The organism is Nesterenkonia aerolata (assembly GCF_031470965.1).
GTDB lineage: Bacteria > Actinomycetota > Actinomycetes > Actinomycetales > Micrococcaceae > Nesterenkonia > Nesterenkonia aerolata.
In genome coordinates this window covers 165621-183925 of record NZ_JAVKGR010000003.1, presented here as the reverse complement: position 1 = coordinate 183925, position 18305 = coordinate 165621, and the positions used below count along the sequence as shown (strand labels likewise).

The window sequence follows — 18305 nt, the reverse complement described above, 5'->3', positions numbered from 1 at the left end:
CGTGGGTGGGAACGGGTTCAGGCCGTGGCCTGGTGGATGGTGGTGAGCTGGGACAGGACCTCCACAGTGCGCTCAGCGTCGAACTGAGCCGAGGGCCCATAGGACATCAGCATCTCGTGTGGAGCGCCGTCATCGCCCAGATGCACCACCGCATCGAGGCCGCGGTCAGCCGCGCGCTGAACATTCGACGGCGCGCCCGCCACAAACAGCGCCGGGCCGCCAGCCCCCAGAGCCTCCACCGCCGCGCGGATCGCCGTCTCCAGGCCACCCTGCACCGCAGCGGCATCGCCTTCCTCCACCTCGAAGGACACCGTCGCATAGCCGGCCTGACGGCCCAGCCCGAGGAAACTCTCCACTGCCGCACCGTGTGGGCCGATGAGCAGCCCCGCATCACCGGCCCCGCCGGCGGATTCAGGCCGGTCGACGACGAACCGCAGCCGCGCGCCGTCACCCACGTCCACGCCAACGTCCACGCGCACTGTGCTGCGGCCAGAGCCCAGCTGCGACCACCAGCCGCGGACGGACTCAACCCGACGCGAGGACAGCGCCATCGTCTCCCCCAGACCGTCGAGCTCCTCCTCAGCCAGACTCGCCGCGGTCTGCCGCACCTTCTCCGGGGCCACGAACGCCGCACCCAGACGCGCGACGGCCGCACGCACCTGATCCGGCGTCTCCGGGGCGAGCACCCACGATGCCCCGTACTGCCGCTGCGCCCAGGCCAAGTGCTCGGAGGCCTGGACGAGCCAGTTCTGCGTGGAGATCTGCGACCACTGGGCCTCCGGCATCGTATGCTCCAGCGCCCAATCCACCTCGGCGGCCTCGAACACGGAGACCTCATCGGTGAACAGCACCGCACGGAATCCGTAGGTCGATTCCCGCAGCAGCTCCACCGCACGGAACATGGCGCGATGCAGCCGCCGCGTCGCCCGGGTCATCACCAGGATCACCACCGGAACCTCGAAGAACGCCCGGGGACGCTGGGTCCCCAGCGGCGCGAAGTCCATCGTGGTGTCCACCGGGATCACCTGCTCGGACCACCGCGCCCGCGCCCAGGCCTCCAACCTGGCCGACCAGGATTCGGCGGGGACGACGGAGATGTCCTCGGAGATGTGCATCGCTGCTCTGCTTCCTGTCAGTGGAGTGTTTTCCCTGCTCGGCCTAGCGGTGACCGGCGATCTGCCGGACCAGAGCGTCGAGATCTTCGGCCTCTTCTGCGGAGAACACTCTGGTGAAGCGGCCGGTGCTGGCCATCTGCTCCTCGTCGAGCGCACCCGAATCCGGGGGCCGTACCCAGAAGCGGGAGCTTGCCGCCGTCTGTGCCGCGCGCAGCGCACCGGTGTGGAACCTCGCCCCGACGATGACCACCCGCCCGGGCCGCAGCGCACCGATCAGCTGACTCAGCCGCTGAGCCAGGTACTGCTGCCAGGCCGAGTCCGTCATGCGCAGCGCCTGCGCATCCAGGACCGTCACCGCAGCACCGGCCGCGTGAGCATCCGGGCGCTCCGCGACCTGCACCCAGGCGGTGGGACGTCGTGGTGTGCGCAGCCGCTCCGCCAGCTCGGCGGCAGTGGGCGCAGCCGCCGCATCGGTGCTGAGCAGCAGCGTCGGCCCGCTCAGCCGAGCCGGAGTGGCCAGGACGCGGTCCTGCGGCGGCTGGGCCGGGGCATGGACGTCGAGCGCAGCGAGCCGATCGATGTGCATCTGCGGGCGGAACGCGCGCGCGAACTCCTGGGCGCGCAGGGACTGCTCGAGGAACCGCTGCGGGTCCTTCCAGAGGGAATCCACGATCCCGGTGACCTGCTGCGGTGTGGCGTAAAGCGCGGCGTCGCCGAAGAGCTCCTTCATATACGGCGGCATGATGGCCACACAGCCCGCGGCCAACGCCTCCATCGCCGCACGCCCGAAGGCCTCCTTCAGATCCGGGTGATGCATATAGACCCAGAAGTCGATGCGCTGTAGAAAACGCATCGGGTCTTCACCGCCGAAGGGGATCACATGCCAATGCTCGGGGCGCCCGCGCAGAATCTTCTCCGCCGCCCACGCCCCGCCGAGGATCTCCACCCGGTACTTCTCGGAGTTCGGGTAGGCCGCCCGGATGTCACGGCGAGTGGCCGGCCACTTCCCCGGCTCCGGGCGGGAGTGGCGTCCGATGATCGGCACGTCCCCGAGGAATCCGGTGCGCTCCTGCACCCCCTCCGGGGTGCGGAAGATGTTGACCCAATCCTGGTCGCGCAGCGGCACGCGGGTGGTCTGCTCCAGCACGGTGCCGCGAACCACCGGGCCGATCGGTGCCCAGATCGGCTCCTTGCCGAAGAGCTCGCGCACCCGGCGGTCAGTGTCCTCCACCGGGTAGTGCCGGGTGCCGGCGGCGTCGACGGCGGCATGGTTGACCACGATGACGACCTCGTCGGCGCTGAGGTGATCGAACGTGGCCCGCGTGGACCAGATCACCGTGGGGTGCCTGATCACCAGCAGCTTCGCGTGCAGACGCTCGCGATGCGTGGCCACCTGCACATGCGGCAGGTCGAGGATCCCGCGGATATGTGCGCTCCACGGGTGAGGATGATTGGTGATGGTCCCGGCCGCGTGCACCAGCGCTGTGCTGATGCCTGCCTCGGACTGGGCGCGGACCTCCTCGGCGATGCTGCTGGTGGTCCCCCCGGGCAGACGGAAGTCCGAGAGCTGGATGACGTCGACGTCGTAGCGTCCGTCGGTGCGCTGCGGTGTGCTGGCCATGGGGACGTGAGCTCAGCCTCGCACGGTCTCTGCCGCAGTGTCCGGGCCGTGTTCCTGGTGCCCGCCGGACTCAGGCGCCCGCTGCTGTAAGGGCTGCCGCTGCGAGGCCTGCTGTTGTGAGGACTGCGCTGCGGAGACCCGCACACCGGGCATCTGCGTGAAGGTCTCCGTGAACAGTGACCGGCGACGCTGCACGGTGGCCTCGCGGTGGGCGGTGAGGAGCCGGCCCAGCTGCTGTTGCTGAGACGTGGTCGCAGAGAGTTCACCGCGCAGTGCTTCGACGATGTCCTCCGTGCTGGCACCACGTGGAGCAGGCTCGGCCTCGGCCTGCGCGTTCGGCCCCGGCGTGCGCAGCAGCAGGGCCCGATAGAGCACGACGGCAGCACCGGCGACCAGCCCCTGCGTGGCGAGCAGCATCACCAGCAGTCCCCAGGTATGCAGGCCGAACAGGAACAGGATGAGTCCGATCAGCGTGATCCCCGCCGCTGCGAGGATCACCCCGGCGAGCAGCTTCATCTGCCTGATCAGGCGACGGATCTCATCCATATGCTGCTGGTCCCTTCACCGTGAAAGCGTCTGATCGGCAGTGGAGCGGCTCACCGGGAGACGGCCTCGGCCTCGCGGCCCTGCCCCGTGTGCTCAGCGGCATCACTGCGCGCCTCGGCGTCGCGGCTGTGCGCATACGGTGAGTCCGTGTACTCGGCGTCCTTGTTCAGCTCCTCGACGAGCTTCTCGCGGCGTACCGCGAACACCTCCTCGAGGCGCTGACGACGACGCGCCCGGCGGGCCTTGGTCGGCCAGGTGACGATCAGCGCGATCAGCGCCATGATGACCACCAGGGCGAGCACGGCGATGGCGGCGTCGATCCAGAACTGCTCCGGGTAGAGGCGGATCAGCGTGTCCTCCGCATCGAAGGTCCAGGTGCCCTCGGCGAAGAAGATCCGGTGGAACCCGTCGAAGAAGTCCTGCCAGGCCAGGATCGCGAAGACGGCCAGGGCGATCATCAGGCCGAGGACGACCCACGCCCCGGCGAACACTCCGCGGGCAAACCCGCCCGGGCGCCACTTGCGCAGCATGAGCCCGAAGAGGACCGCCAGCAGGAGCAGCAGCACGCCGGCGGCCATCGTGATCAGCACGACGATCTTCACATCGGTCATGTGGCTGACCTCGGCGTCGGTGAACAGGGCCTCACCGTTGACCGAGAGCTCGGCCAGATAGCGGGAGTTCGCCGCGTTGGTCAGATAGTCCATGCCGTAGGAGCCGTAGACCTCACGGTCTCCGGTGGAGAAGGTGTCATCGCCGGGGAAACCGGGGCGGCGATAGGCGACCCACAGGAACACCGGGGAGGCGACCATGCGGATGGCGGCGACGACGAGCAGCACGGGCACGAAGATCGCCAGCAGCACCTGCAGGAAGCGGGAGATGCCCCGCTTGTCCTTGCGGACCTCCTCGTCGAGATCCTGATCGGTGATCTCCTCGCCGGTGCGGTGCCCGGCTTCTCGGTGCCCGGCCTCTCGGTGTCCGGCCTCGCGCTCATGCACCGGCGCCGCGGGGGCAGGTGCAGGGTAGGTTGCCGCAGCGGGCTCAGTGCGGTCTTCTGTCGCGGCCTCGGCGTGGTGGTCCGCGTCATTGTGAGCGGCGTGGTCGGCGTGGGAGTCAGCCTCCTCCGGCGCCTGGCGGTCCTGACGGTGACCCTGATCCACGGCGGAGAGATGCGCCGTGTCCTCTTCACTGGCGGGGCGTTCCTCGACCTCACCGGTGGCTGCAGCACGCTCATCGGCACTGATCGGGCGGGTGGCGTGCTCGGCGTCGTCGCCGTCAGTGCGGCTGATCGGGCGAGTGGCCTGGTCCTCCAAGCCGTCATCACCGACGGGCACGGGAGCGGGGACAGGCGTCGTGGCCTCAGAGTCGGGTCCGACCCCGGAATCAGTCTCCATCTCGGCCCCCGTCTCGGCCCCTGTCTCAGCCTCTGTCCCAGCGGCCGCCGCGGGCCATGCCTCAGACTCTGCTGCAGGCTCTGCCACCTGCTCAGCCGGTACCTGGGCTGCTTCGTCGAAGACCAGCGCGTCCTCATCGTCGAGGGAGTCTCCCGGCTCGACAGGCCGATCGGCCCCGGCATCGGGCGCCTGATCAGCGGGCGCCGGGCTCGGCTCAGGCTCCTGCTCGAAGACCATATCGTCCTCGGCGGAGACGTCCTCCTCCGCGCGGTCCTCACGCTCCCGGCGCTCGTCAGCCGGGACCCGGTGCGAATTCGCCGGGGCCGGAGCCGCATCCGGACGGTCCTCCGGGAAGGTCGCACCCTCATCGGCGAAGGCGCCGTAGTCCAGGCCGGACTCGAAGTCCTCACCCGCGCCGCGCCCGTGAAGGTCGCGGTGATCGTTCTCGCTCATGGATTCACTCCCCGTCTGCCGCAGCACGCATAGGTTCTCAGCATCGAGGGTACGCACCACAGCCCGTTGTGACCGGCTGATTCCTCGGAGTGCCGCGGAATCAGCGTGTGAGAATGCACTCAGCACCACCGGCACGAGGCTGCGCTCAGACCGTCAGCTCATGCTCCCCGGAATCATAGCGGCCCACGTCCCCGGTGACTCCAGCCCGATAGGCACGCCCCCCGAGAACCAGGGTATACGCCCAATAGGCGGCGAGCACCAACGCCCCGATGGTGATCTTGGCCCAGGACGGCAGCACCGGGCTCGGCGTCACGAACCCCTCCACCAGCCCCGAGATCAGCAGCACGATGACCAGACCGATCGCCACCGTGATCAGCCGACGCCCCTCCCGGGCCAGCGAGGTCAACCGCCGCATCTGACCCGGCGCCACCCAGGCCCAGCAGATCCTCAACCCGGCAGCTCCGGCGATGAAGATCGCCGTGAGCTCCATCAGCCCGTGCGGCAGGATGTTCACCCAGAACACGTCCCCGGCGTCCTGCTCGTACATCATCCCCGCTGTGATGCCGATGCTGGAGGCATTAATGAACAGGATAAAGGGCACCCACACACCTGTCACACCGAAGGCGACCATCTGCGCGGCGATCCACGCATTATTCGTCCACACCTGAGCGGAGAACGAGGAACTGGGATGCTCGGAGTAGTAGTTGACGAAGTCCTCCTCCGCCAGCTGACGGCGCATCTCCTCGGAGGCCAGCAGGTCGATGTCAGGGTGGGTCGCCGCCCACTGCCCGAACCACACGGCGACGAGCACGAAGGCCGCGCCCAGGATGAGCGTCAGCCAGCGCAGGCGGTAGAAGGCCGCCGGCAAGGTCTGCGCGAAGAAGTAGGCCACCGAGACGAAGACGTTCTCCCCCACGCCGGTCAGCTGCGTCCGGGCCCGGCCCAACCGCGAAGAGAGCCCCGCGGCCAGGGGTCCACCCGGGTCCACCGCCTGGACCATGGAGAGATGCGTGGAGGTGCGTTCATAGAGACGCAGCAGCTCGTCGGCCTCCTCGGCAGTGAGCCGCCGATGATCGGAGAGCTCGGCGAGCCGATCCCACTCCGATTGATGTACGGCGACGAACGCATCGGTGTCCACGCCGCTGAGACTACCGCAGAGCCGCTGCACCGTGGGCGGGGGGCCGGAAGGCATGTCTGACCCATACGTTAGCGTGATACTCATGAGCACAGTCGTCACCGGTGAGGCAGTCCGGCTTGATCTGCCGAGCGCCTCCGTGCTGACCCGCGGGCTCTCGGCGATGATCGACTGGTTCGTCCTGATGGTGCTGCTCTCGGTGACCACAGCGTTCTTCGGGGGAGCTGCTGAGGGCACCGGCTTCGCCACTGACCCGGCGATGGCCGCGGCAGTCATGCTCGGCACCACAGTGCTGGTCCTCGTCGTGCTGCCGGTCAGCGTCGAGACGCTCTCCCGAGGCCGTTCTTTGGGCCGGCTCATCATGGGCGTGCGGATCGTGCGTGACGACGGCGGCACGATCCGCCTGCGCCACGCCGTGATCCGCGGGCTGCTCGGTCCCCTGGAGTTCCTGATGAGCCTCGGGCTGATCCCCTTGCTGTGCGGGGTCTTCAGCGCGAAGGGCAAACGTCTCGGAGATATGGTCGCCGGCACCCACGGAATCCTCACCCGCCAACCGCCAGTGCCGCCGATGATGCTCCCGGTGCCGCAGCATATGAGCTCCTGGACCCAGGTGGTCGACGTCGGACGGGTCCCAGACCCACTGGCACTGCGGGTCTCGCGGCTGCTGCGCACTGCCGAGCGCGCCGGACGCGGGGGCAACCAAGTCGTGCTGCAGCGCACCGCCGATGCGCTCGCCGCCGAGGTCCGCCCCTATGTCTCACCTGCCCCGCCGCCCTCCAGCTCTCTGGACTTCCTGGTGGCGGTCACCGCCGAACGGCGCAACCGGGAATTCCGGCGGATGCGGCGCAACCAGCAGCGCGCCGATGAGCTGAACCGGCGGCTGCACCGGATGCCGTACTCCTGAGCTGCTCGGGGGTACCCGCAAGGTAATGGGTGTAGCCACAGCCCCGTCGTTCAGGACTTTCTGTGACGTCCTCAACCCTCGGCTCTGGCACCCCGCGATAGGGTGGGCGCAGACTGCGCGAGCCCCCGCCGGTGCTGTGATTCACCGGTTCCGCCGCCGGGTTTCCTCCCCGAGACGCGCAGAATGACCGTGCCTGTACCTCCACGAAGGAGCCCGCTGACGATGAGCCTCGAGCACCGCATCGCCGATATCTCTCTGCACGAAGCCGGCCGTCACCAGATTCGCCTGGCCGAGCACGAGATGCCGGGGCTGATGGCCCTGCGCGAGGAGTACGGCGACGCCCAGCCGCTGGCCGGGGCGCGCATCGCCGGCTCCCTGCACATGACTGTGCAGACCGCGGTGCTGATCGAGACGCTGACCGCGCTGGGTGCTGAGGTCCGGTGGGCCTCCTGCAACATCTTCTCCACGCAGGATGAGGCCGCCGCCGCCGTGGTGGTCGGTCCGCACGGCAGCGCAGAGGACCCCCAGGGGGTGCCGGTGTTCGCGTGGAAGAACGAGACGCTGGAGGAGTACTGGTGGGCTGCGGCGAAGATCTTCGAATGGCCCGGTGTCGATGAGGACGCCTCCCGCGGAGCGAATATGATCCTCGACGACGGCGGCGATGCCACCATGCTGGTGCACAAGGGGGTCGAGTTCGAGGCCGCCGGTGCGGTGCCCTCAGCCTCGGCAGATGACCCGGAGGAGTACCGGATCGTGCTGGAGACGCTGCGCCGCTCACTGGGTGAGAACCCGCAGCGCTGGACGCGGATCGCCGCACAGATCCGCGGCGTCACCGAGGAGACCACCACAGGAGTCAACCGGCTTTACCAGCTGGCCCGGGAGGACGCGCTGCTGTTCCCGGCCATCAACGTCAACGACTCGGTCACCAAGTCCAAGTTCGACAACAAATACGGGATCCGCCACTCTCTGCCTGACGGGATCATGCGCGCCACTGACGTGCTGCTCGGTGGCAAGACCGCCGTCGTCGCAGGATACGGCGACGTCGGCAAGGGCGCGGCCGAGGCGCTGCGCGGTCAGGGCTCCCGGGTGATCGTCACCGAGATCGACCCGATCAACGCGCTGCAGGCGGCGATGGACGGGTATCAGGTGGCGCGGCTCGATGACGTCGTCGGCTCGGCGGACCTGTTCATCACCACCACCGGGGGCAAGGACATCATCTCCGCCGAACAGATGCGGCAGATGAAGGACAAGGCGATCGTGGGCAATGTGGGGCATTTCGACAATGAGATCGATATGGCCGGCCTCGCCGCGCTGCAGGGCGTGCAGAAGGTGGAGATCAAGCCGCAGGTCCACGAGTGGGTGTTCCCGGAGGGTCACTCGATCATCGTGCTCTCCGAGGGGCGGCTGCTGAACCTGGGCAATGCGACTGGGCACCCGTCGTTCGTGATGAGCAATTCCTTCGCGAACCAGACCATCGCGCAGGTGGAGCTGTTCACCAAGACCGGCGACTACGCCGGTGCTGACCGCTATGACACTGATGTCTACGTGCTGCCGAAGATCCTCGACGAGAAGGTCGCGCGGCTGCACCTGGGAGCGCTGGGCGCGGAGCTGACCGAGCTGACCAAGGAACAGGCCGAGTACCTGGGCGTCGACGTCGCCGGGCCGTATAAGCCCGAGCACTACCGCTACTGAGGCAGTGACCGGCCCTGACCCACAGATCACCTCACCGAGGGAGAGAATCTGGTCCCGCCGATCGGCGTGTCGCAGCAAATTTCTCTCCCTCGATGGCTGGTTCCAAGTGACCCCTCCGTCGAGGGAGAGAATCTTGTGGCGCTCATCGGCGTGTCGCAGCAAATTTCTCTCCCTCGGTGAGGTGGCCGGGGGTGGGTGGTTCTTGAGGGAGCACAAGCTGTTGCGTGACCCGGGCCGGCCAGGCCGGAGAGTCAGTCGTCGCGGAGCAGGCGCAGATGTCCGCGGACCAGAGAGGCATCGGACTGCGGCGGCTCCAGGCGGCCGCGGGATTCGCGGGCCGCTGCCTGAGCTGACTCATCGCCGGGGGCCAAGCCCGACGACGGCGGCACCGTGGGATTTTCCTGCGTACGCACAGCATCTGCGACGGCGAGCAGATCATCAGGGGCCTCCGGCGGCGCGGAGGGGTAGTCCAGCCGCATCACCTCCCACCCGCGCGGCGCGCTGAGCGTATCCGCGTGCGGAGCACAGAGGTCATAGGTGTGCGGCTCGGCATAGGTGCTCATCGGCCCGACGACGATCGTCGAATCGCCGTAGCTGTAGGTCAGCGTGGCGACGGCGGGGCGATCGCATCCGCTGCGCGTGCAACGTCGTGAAGAATCCACAGTCCACTACTGTAGCCCGGCCGCCCTCGGGCCACGGGGCGATCACCCGCCGTGTCTGGCCCCACCACCGCGGATACCCGGCGCTCACGCGGATACCCAGTGTTCAGCCCACCACCAGGACCACGGAATCGCCCAGTCTCGCCAGGTCCGTGGAGCAACCCAGCCCACGAGACCGCTCAGTCCCCGAGGCGAACCGGCACGGAGCCGGCCGGGTCATCGACGGCGCGGACCGGCAGCATGCTGAAGGTATCGTCCTCACCGGTCAGCCGCAGTGAACCCACCACTTCAGTCGCAGGCTCCTCGAACACCACGGCCACGGGTTCATCCACCTCATCGACGGCGAACTGTTCAGCTTCCACTGTGGCCGCACCGCCGGTGGGGACCTCCACGCTCTGCGGCGCCGAGGTCTCCCCGTCCGCGCCCAGCACCCGGTAGGTGACTTGCGTGCCGGCCTCGGGCGCGAAGAGCCTCAACTGCGCCTCCACACTGTCCGGATCCACACCGTCCGGATCCGGCAGCACGACGCCGTAGCCGTCGCGCAGCGGGGTCGCACCGGCCAACCAGGCGAAGTCCAGCCGATCCTGCTCCCCCGGTTCAGTACCGTAGGACTTCACGGCCACATCGCTCGGGCCTTCTGTGGTGACGATGAGGTCGTAGGTGCCCGCCTCCAGTCCGGAGAGGTCGATGCTGTCGACGTCGCCGCCCTGCACACTGAACACCGAGGCGTTCTCCAACGGCACCGGGCCCTCATCGGAGTAGACCTGTACCTCCACTGTGGATTGGCCGGTGCTGGCTGAGCGGATCCACAGCTCTGTGGGGAACGCCGCAGAGTCCTCCTGCGAGTCCGCAGCCACGGGGATACCGGCCAAGACGTGCCGTTCGGCGTCGCTGGACGAGGACGGCAGGAACTCCACGCCGATCCCCGTGCCGTCGGAGGCTCGCGAGGACTGCAGAGAGGCACTCACCGGCGCCTGGGAGGCGTTGACCTGGACCCCGTTGACCGGGTCATCCCCGGCGATGGAAGCGATGTTGACGGTCCGGGTGCTCTGCGCGGGCACCACCTGGGTGCGGACTCCGGAGCCGGAGCGGGCGCCGTCGGAGTCATAGGCGGTGACCTCCACCGTGGCCTGCCGGTTCGAGGGATTGGCGAGCGTGAGCAGACCCGTGCCGCCCTCACCGATCTCGGGGCCGAAGAACCAGTGGCTGCGCTGCGGGGGCCGGCATTCGGCGGCGGCCGTGCCGGCCACCGGCCCGGAGTCGGCGGTGTAGAGGTACTGCGCCGCTCCGGCCAGTGTGGCAGCGGCGTCCTGGGTGTTCAGCCGCAGCAGCGGGGCCTCAGTCTCATCGGTCAGTGCGGCCGAATCATGCCGCCAGGAGGGGGAATCATCCTGCGGGTTCTCGGTCATCCCAGGGCTCAGTGCAGCGGTGTCGAGTTCCTGGTCCTGCTCATAGCCGTCCTGGCCGAGCAGTCCCAGCTCCGCACCGATATCAGCGTCAGCCTCATCAGACGATGAGCCCTCAGCCTCCCGGGGGCTGAGCACCACACCGCGTGCCTGCGCGGCGGCCGAATCATCACGGCTTCGGTAGTCCAGCAGCCCCTCAGTGCTGACCGAATCCGGCAGTCCGGGCATCGGCGGGCAGACCAGAGCGGTATCGGAGACGACGGCAGCGGTGTCCACCGGCGCGACGGCCCGGGGCTGGGCGACGTGACCGGAGACGTCCATCGCCAGCGATCCGCCGGCCACGGCGAGCACTCCGAGAGCGGCGGCCACGGCTCCGGCTCGCAGGCCCGGGGCGATCAGCGGAGTGCGCGCCGGTTCAGCTCCCTCAGGGTCCGCTGGCTCCGGCTGTTCGGGGGCTGGTTGTTCACTGTCTGGTTGTTCGGTGTCTGGCTGATCGGAGGCAGACTGGCCAGTGTCGGGGCGTTCGGCATCGGACTGGCTGGTGTCGGACTGTTCAGCATCGGGCTGACCAGTGGCGGACCGATCAGCGTCAACCCGTTCGGGATCCGGCTGATCACCCTCAGGCTCCTCACCCTCAGGCTGCTCCGCCTCAGGTGTCTCAGGCTCCTCAGCCGTCGGCTCCTCCACCGGTTCTTCGGCCGACCCCACAGCCGACCCCACAGCCGGTTCGTCGAAGACCGCGTCGTCCCCGAGCTGCTCATCAGCGACCACGTCCTGCGGTTCCGCCGCCTGGTGCTCCTCAGCAGGGCGGGCGTGCTCCTGACGACGCCGAGCGGCCTCCTCCTGCGAGGCCTGACGCCGCTGGGCACGCACCGCCTCACGCTGTTCACGACGGCGCTGTCGCTGCAGCTGGCGGATATGCCTGCGGACCTTCTTCGCGCTCATCAGTCCCTCTCCCCCGGCACCACCGGCAGCATCCGCATCGAACGGGGCAGCGGCACCGCCACAGCCACCATCAGCAGCAGGAACCCAGCCACTGCGATCAGCAGCGGCAGCTGGACCACGCTGCGGTGCCCAACACTGAGCTCACCGTCATCAAGATCCTCGGGCAGCACGAACCGCTGAGCCCAGGTGGTCTGTCCTTCCTCCTCACCCACGGATTCGACGCGGAGCTCCTCACCGTCGAGCTCGGCCCGCCACCCGGCGGCGGCCGCGGTGGAGAGCTGAAGCACCAGGGGCCCGGCGGCGTCATCCTCAGCCGCCACCTCTGCCAGAGTGCGGCCCTGCGCGTCCTGCGCCTGCGCGAGGTCAAGCTCCACCGCACCGGCGTCGCTGGGCAGCAGCGCCACTGTGGAACCCTGTGCATCGAGCACCCGCGCCCATGCGGTGTCCGCGCCGATCACCCCGGTGCCGAGCCCGGGAGCCGTCTGCTCCTGGTCGGCCGCGCGCCAGAACAGCCCGTCGTCGGTGGCACCGACGGAGACCACCCCGGGGGCGGTGTCCACGGCATCGGTCAGAGCCGTCTGCGCGCCGGAGGGCACCAGGACGAACCCGACGGCGAGCTCCTCCATGAGCTCCTCGGCCTCACCAGAACCCGGTGTCACCAGCGCGGCGATCAGCTGCGCCAACCGTTGCTGCCCCGGCGTCAGCTCAGCGCTCCACGCCTCCCCCTCGGCACCCAGCCGGGTGTCGGCCAGCAGCGGCGTGCCGCGGCCGCTGTCCGCACTGCGCACCGAGTCCAGAGTGCGGCCCTCCCCGGAGACCAGCTGACCGGAGACCCCACCCTCATCGGCCGCGAGCACCAGGGTACGCAGCTGAGCGGGGCCGAGCCCCTGATCAGCCGCCGTGGCCGGCACCTGACGCACTGTGCCCCCGAGCACCGGCGCCGGGGTCTCATCGACCGCGCTCAGCGGCTGCACGGCCGTGGAGTCGGCGATGATCCGCGGAGCCGCCCAGAATCCCAGGGAGGCGATGACGGAGAACACCAGCAACGTGGCGGTGACCGGGGTGATGACCCCGCCGACCCGCGGCAACGCCCGCGGCAGCCGCTGCAGCGAACTGATCGCCGCGGTCAGCACGCAGTACCAGATGACGACTACCACGGGCCCCAGCCCGACGGCCACCACCTGAGTGCCGTCCTGCCCCGCGGCGAGCACACCCAGCAGCGCCGACCACACCAGCGCACCCAGCAGCACCGCGGAGGACACCACGGTGGGAAGGTCTCTGCGCCCGGCGGTGAGGATGCAGAGCAGGGCGACCACCAGCAGCGGCAGTCCGATGACCAGGGCCAGGCGCAGCGCCCACCACTCACCGGCGAAGTACTCGGTCAGCCATCCGCCCGCCGCAGCCCCACCCACACCGGCGGACGGGTCGAAGCTGCGGTCGTGGCCGAGCAGCTGCTGCCACAGCGGGGCTGTGGGCGCGGCGACGAGCCGAGTCGGCGCCGAGAACAGCGAGGCCAGCACGTTGCCCCCGGCCGCCACCGCGGTCAGCAGCATCGGCACGCAGACCACCAGCGCCGGAAGCGGCACCAGCCAGAGCGGGCGGCCGCGGCCGCCCAGGCTCAGCGCGGCCACGACGGTGAGGACCAGGGCGAAGGGCAGCAGCGCCGGAGCGGAGGCGACGATGACGGCCAGCAGGAGCCCGGCCAGCGCCGCGTGCTCCCAGGAACCGGTCGAGGCGAGCTGCTGGGCACCCTGGCCACCCTGAGCCCGGCGTCCGGTGCGGGCGTGAGCCGGCCGCGGTCCGACGGCGCGCACCACCGCCAGCACCAGCACCGGCAGCAGGATGTGGACGATGACCGTACCGATCCGGCCCTCTCCCAGGGCGACGTGCAGAGTGGGCACTGAGGTCCAGAGCAGGGCTGCGACGATGCGCATCAGCGCCGCCGAGGTCCACAGCTTCGCCGCCCACCAGGAGGTCACAGCGGCCAGCGGCAGAGAGAGGATGGTCAGCCACACCAGAGCGGTGGAGGCGTGGCCGCCGGTGAGCGCCGAGAGGACCAGCAGCACCAGGTTGAACGGGTCGGCGGCGGCGAGCTCGCCGAGCTGGTCGGAGGAGACGAAGCTGACCGTCTGGGCGAAGACGGCGTCAGTACTGGAGGACACCGGCAGGGCCGCCCCGCCGATCAGTGCTTCTGCGGTCAGCAGGCTGCGATGAGCCAGCAGGGAGACTCCGGTCAGGGCCAGCAGTGTGAGCAGCAGCACCAGCCGGTCACCGGAGCGCCGGGAGGGCATCTCGTCGAATTCGCCGTCGGCGGCGCCCACGGCGAGCAGTGCGTCGTAGTTGTCCTCGCCGTCGGCGCGTCCTCCGGCGACACCGAAGCCCTGGGAGGCTGGTGCCACCGATTCGGAAGTGGCAATGCGACGGCGCAGCTCCCGCAGATCCGAGGAGCTCAGCTGCAGCGCGTCGTCCTGGGCTCGGCCGGTGCGGACCCGCTGCCGGGCGGCACGGCGTTCGGCCCGCACTGTCTGCTTCGACGGCAGCTCCTCGTCGAAGGAAGCCTGCCGGGCGGCCGCGGCACGGCGTCCGAACGCGGCGAAGCGCCGGGTATGGACGATGGCTCCGAGCCCGAGCAGGGCGCGCAGTGAGGCACCGGCCTGCCGCAGTCCCGCATCGGGTGCTTTGACCGCGGTGAGCCCGAGCAGGCGAAGCACCGCTGCCAGCCACATCCCCACCCAGAGCACCGGCGTCACCGGCACCGGTGCCTCGGCCAGTCGACGTCGGATCTGCCCGATCCGCTGCGCCGGCGGCAGGTACAGCATCCCGCCGAGCCGGTGCACTTCCTCACGCGGCGGCGGTGCGGTACGCCCGATCCGCGCCTGCGGGGCGAGGACGATATGGGCACCGGCCTCTCGGGCTCGCCGGGCGAAATCCCCGGCGGCATGGTCTTCGTCAAGGGTTGGGGCGAACCCGCCGAGGTCGCCGAAGAGGGCGGCATCGACGAGCATCCCGTGGGCGGAGACCGCGCTGGCCTCGTCGATGCCGTCGTACTGCCCCTGGTCCAACTCCCAGGGGTCGGTGGTGCTCATCGTCTCTCGGGACCGGGCCACGCCGAGACCGACGTCGACGAGCCGCGGACGCCTCTCGGTGCCTTCTGCCGCACCGTCCGCTTCCGCGTGGAGCTGCTTCGCCCCGACCACCCGGATCCGGGCATGGGTGTCCTCATCGGTGACGGTGAGCAGACGCTCCTCGAGCATCTCCAGCGCATCGGGGGCGGGCACGCTGCCCGCCGGGAGGATCCATAGCCACTGCCCGGCGGTGAAGCCTGACGGCAGCTGCCGTTCCAGTGTGCGCCACAGGCTGGTGACCGGGACGCCTGAGGGGCTGCGCCGCACGGATTGGGCGGCGTCACGGCGGTCAGCCAGCAGCTCCGAGCGTAGGGAGCGCGAGAGATCCGCCGCGCTGCGGTAGCCGGGCCCGGAGAGTTCGACGACGGCGTCCGGGCTCCTGCTCTGCGCGGCCAGCGCCTGCTGGGTATGCCGCAGCGCAGCACCTCCGGAAGCGGAAGCGCCGCCGTCGTGCAAGACGACGGCGGCGATTCTGTGTACGGAGGTAGCCTCGATCAGCCTGCCCGCTTCCGGAGCTTCCGGCGTTCACGCTCGGAGAGGCCGCCCCAGATGCCGAAGCGCTCGTCATTGGACAGCGCGTAGTCCAGGCATTCCTGACGCACGGTGCAGGCCCCGCAGACCTTCTTGGCGTCACGGGTGGAACCGCCCTTCTCCGGGAAGAAGGCCTCGGGGTCGGTCTGAGCGCACAGGGCGTCGACCTGCCAGGCCAGTTCCCCTTCGATCTCCTCGGCCGGCACCAGCGAGGGGATGCCCAACCAGGTGGTGTCCCGGGGTGCCTCGTGCCCAGCGCGGCGGGAAGGAGCCTCGCTGAGCGCGCGCTGCTCGGAGGCCTTCTCGGCCTCTTCGTGCGCGGTGAGGAATGCTGTGGCCTGGTCCTCCAGGCTCCGGCCGTGCTCCAGTTCCTGACCGGAGCTGGGATCCACCGGATCCACGAACCAGTCCGCGGGGACGTCGATCCCTGCTGCGGTGCCGGAACGGTGTGCAGAGCGGGTCATGCCCCGCTCTTCGTCGCTCAGCCGTTCTGCGTTCCCCATGAAGGGCCTCCCCCGGTCTGGTTCATCATCTCGTCGTCCGTGCTAGTCCGTATTACAGGGCGCGTTCCGCGCGCCGGACGTGGTGCGGGCTATGAAGCCCGATGTCACCCATAATTACACTGGCGTAAGTCACCATCCGTCAAGTGAGGGGCCCTCCCTCACAGAGACGGCAACGAGGAGGTCATGGCCATATGCCACCGTTGAATCTCGGACCGCACTCGGCGCCTGTGGCCGAGGATCACCCCGGCCTGCTGCGCCTGTTGGCCGCACGGCCCGGCCCGGCGCTGATCTGGCATGACCCGGATGCGACGTCGTCACCGCGCGTGGAGCTCTCGGGCCGTGTGCTGGAGAACTGGACGGTGAAGATGATCGGCCTGTTCACCCAGGAGGCAGATCTTCAGGCTGGGGATCTGGTCCTCATCGATGCAGCACCCCACTGGAAGGCCGCGGCCGCACTGCTCGCCGCCTCAGCACTGGGGTGCCAGGTGCGCCTGGTGTCCGGCTATCATCGGGCTGAGGCCGCAGAGCCGGCGCTGGTGCTCACCGATGCCCCGCAGCTGTGGGAACATGCCCAGGCGCTCGGCGAAGCCGAGTTGGCGGCCTTCTCCCCCGGGCTGCTCGATGCCTCCTACGAGGACGCGGTGGGGGAACCGCTGCCCAGCTGGGTGATCGACGTCTCCGCTGAGGTGCGACAGCAGCCGGATCAGCTGCTGATTCCACTGCCTGATATCGGGCTGCCTGACGTCACGCCGCCAAATGTCACGCGGCCAGATGTCACGCTGCCTGAGGCGGCCCGGTCCGATGCTGCTCCGGCCGGGCGCGTACCGGCGACACGGACAGGGTGCCTCGTCGTCGAGGATACGGCCCCGGGTCTCACCGACGGTGCCGGGTGGGCCGTGCGCCGTTGGTGGGACGATGATCTGCCCGCACTGATGCTGGGCACCTGGGCCCAGTCCGGGCGGGCGGTGCTGTGGCGAGGCGCCACCACTGATGCCGCCGGTCAGCCGCGCCCGCAATGGCGGCGCATGCTCGAAGAGGAGTCGGTGCCCTCCTCAGGGCCCTCCTCGGTTCCTTCCTCCCCCTCCTCGGCAGAACGGCCTTCCAGCCGCTGAGCCTGCGGCAGGCCGCGACCGCCCCGAGCTGACAGCTGCTCAGAGCCGACCAGACCCGCTCAGAGCTACTGTGCGTCACCGCCGGTGCGGAGGTCAGACTCACGGAGCTCAGACCCACGGAATTCAGACTCACGGAATTCCGGCCCACGGGAGCCACGCTCAGCGCGATCTCGGTGACGCATCTCCTCTGTGACCACCGGCAGGTCCCCGGTAAGCAGCTCACGGTCAGAGAGCAGATGCGGTCCGGCGTCGTCGGATTCCCCGGTGCCCGGCCCGGCGCTGGGAGTCTGGTCCCCGGTGAAGACCCACAGCTTATAGGCCACGAATCGGAAGGCCGTGGCCAAGACCAGACCAATGACGTTACCGGCGATGAACACCTCCGTCACCGAGTCCAGGCCCAACAGGTATTTGCTGATCCCCACACAGCCGGTCTGGATGCCCAACCCGATGGCGTTCATGAACAGGAACATCATCAGCTCCCGGGCTTTGGCCCCGGTCCTGCGGTGCCGGAAGGTCCAATACCGGTTCGCGACCCAGGAGAAGAGCGTGGCCACCACACCGGCGACGACCTTCGCCTTCAGCTGTGAATCGTCCATCGGCCCGCGGATGAGCCAGATGAACACGCCCGAGTCGATGATGAACGCCAACCCGCCGACGACGCCGAACTTCGCGAGCTCACGCCACAATCTGAGGATGAGGCCGCGGAGCCGCGTGACGAGCGTGGTGAGCATAGACGAAACCGCTTCTGTGTGGGAGTGCTGCGGAGGGGTGCCGCACCTGACGGACGCTCCGGCCACGAGCCGGATGCCGGTGCGGACGGAGGCCGCGGTGCATGAAAAGGAGGCACACATGGCACGGACCGCCGATGACGGGCGTCAGCACCTGCGACGATCCTTCATCCGGGCCTTCACCCAGTGTACGGATGTTCCTGAAGGAAGCCTGGAAGGCAGCCAGGAGGCCTACATCACCCCGGGCGATATGCGCTGATGATTTTGTCCTGGTGACACTCCTGGTGACACTGCGCTCATCACACTGCCGACAGCGCATCTGGTACCTCAGACGGTGCTTCCGACCCTCCAGGTGTGGTTTCCGACCCTCTCGGTGTGGTCGTCCGGCTGGTGTTCGGTCCGATGACTCATAATGAGGAACTGTGACTGACCCACCCCT

General features: G+C 69.1%; 14 protein-coding genes. 4 read left to right on the top strand and 10 right to left on the bottom strand.

Annotated features, from left to right (window positions below; translation table 11 throughout):
• Nucleotides 1-17 precede the first annotated feature (17 nt).
• The 5 genes from RIL96_RS04875 to RIL96_RS04855 all read right to left on the bottom strand — a co-directional run bounded on the left by RIL96_RS04875 (nt 18) and on the right by RIL96_RS04855 (nt 6264).
• Nucleotides 18-1115, bottom strand: coding sequence for a hypothetical protein (locus tag RIL96_RS04875; protein ID WP_310547879.1), 1098 nt, complete (start codon nt 1113-1115; stop codon nt 18-20).
• Nucleotides 1116-1158: 43 nt separating this feature from the next.
• Entirely contained in the window at nt 1159-2736 is a 1578-nt protein-coding gene (locus RIL96_RS04870; protein WP_310547878.1) for a glycosyltransferase, read from the bottom strand.
• 12 nt (nt 2737-2748) lie between these two features.
• The gene (locus RIL96_RS04865) at nt 2749-3282 is read right to left on the bottom strand and encodes a hypothetical protein (RefSeq protein ID WP_310547877.1); all 534 of its coding nucleotides are present in this window, start codon (nt 3280-3282) and stop codon (nt 2749-2751) included.
• 50 nt (nt 3283-3332) lie between these two features.
• A complete protein-coding gene (locus tag RIL96_RS04860; protein ID WP_310547876.1) occupies nt 3333-5126 on the bottom strand; it encodes a TIGR01906 family membrane protein in 1794 nt (597 codons plus the stop codon).
• 145 nt (nt 5127-5271) lie between these two features.
• On the bottom strand, nt 5272-6264 hold the full coding sequence (locus tag RIL96_RS04855; RefSeq protein ID WP_310547875.1) for a stage II sporulation protein M: 993 nt from the start codon (nt 6262-6264) through the stop codon (nt 5272-5274).
• 82 nt (nt 6265-6346) lie between these two features.
• Between RIL96_RS04855 and RIL96_RS04850 the strand changes: the two genes are divergently transcribed.
• Entirely contained in the window at nt 6347-7165 is an 819-nt protein-coding gene (locus RIL96_RS04850) for an RDD family protein (protein WP_310547874.1), read from the top strand.
• Between the two features lie 222 nt (nt 7166-7387).
• Nucleotides 7388-8857: an adenosylhomocysteinase gene (ahcY, locus tag RIL96_RS04845; RefSeq protein WP_310547873.1), complete on the top strand. Its 1470-nt coding sequence runs from the start codon at nt 7388-7390 to the stop codon at nt 8855-8857.
• Nucleotides 8858-9108: 251 nt separating this feature from the next.
• On the opposite strand, the gene RIL96_RS04840 is transcribed toward ahcY, so the two are convergent.
• The 4 genes from RIL96_RS04840 to RIL96_RS04825 form a co-directional block, all read right to left on the bottom strand.
• Nucleotides 9109-9519: a DUF3499 domain-containing protein gene (locus RIL96_RS04840; protein ID WP_310547872.1), complete on the bottom strand. Its 411-nt coding sequence runs from the start codon at nt 9517-9519 to the stop codon at nt 9109-9111.
• A gap of 176 nt (nt 9520-9695) precedes the next feature.
• Complete coding sequence (locus tag RIL96_RS04835; RefSeq protein ID WP_310547871.1) at nt 9696-11867, bottom strand: DUF5719 family protein; 2172 nt, start codon at nt 11865-11867, stop codon at nt 9696-9698.
• Nucleotides 11867-15448 carry a hypothetical protein gene (locus RIL96_RS04830; RefSeq protein ID WP_310547870.1) on the bottom strand — a complete coding sequence of 1194 codons (3582 nt, stop codon included), beginning with the start codon at nt 15446-15448 and terminating at the stop codon, nt 11867-11869. The genes RIL96_RS04835 and RIL96_RS04830 overlap by 1 nt, the downstream gene beginning before the upstream one ends.
• A 38-nt stretch (nt 15449-15486) precedes the next feature.
• Nucleotides 15487-16026, bottom strand: coding sequence for a WhiB family transcriptional regulator (locus tag RIL96_RS04825; RefSeq protein ID WP_310547869.1), 540 nt, complete (start codon nt 16024-16026; stop codon nt 15487-15489).
• 191 nt (nt 16027-16217) lie between these two features.
• Here RIL96_RS04825 and RIL96_RS04820 point away from each other — a divergent pair, with 191 nt between their 5' ends.
• Nucleotides 16218-17138, top strand: coding sequence for a hypothetical protein (locus RIL96_RS04820; protein ID WP_310547868.1), 921 nt, complete (start codon nt 16218-16220; stop codon nt 17136-17138).
• A gap of 65 nt (nt 17139-17203) precedes the next feature.
• On the opposite strand, the gene RIL96_RS04815 is transcribed toward RIL96_RS04820, so the two are convergent.
• A complete protein-coding gene (locus RIL96_RS04815) occupies nt 17204-17869 on the bottom strand; it encodes a GtrA family protein (RefSeq protein WP_310547867.1) in 666 nt (221 codons plus the stop codon).
• 118 nt (nt 17870-17987) lie between these two features.
• On the opposite strand from RIL96_RS04815, the gene RIL96_RS04810 reads away from it, so the two are divergent.
• Nucleotides 17988-18125 carry a hypothetical protein gene (locus RIL96_RS04810; protein WP_310547866.1) on the top strand — a complete coding sequence of 46 codons (138 nt, stop codon included), beginning with the start codon at nt 17988-17990 and terminating at the stop codon, nt 18123-18125.
• Nucleotides 18126-18305 lie beyond the last annotated feature (180 nt).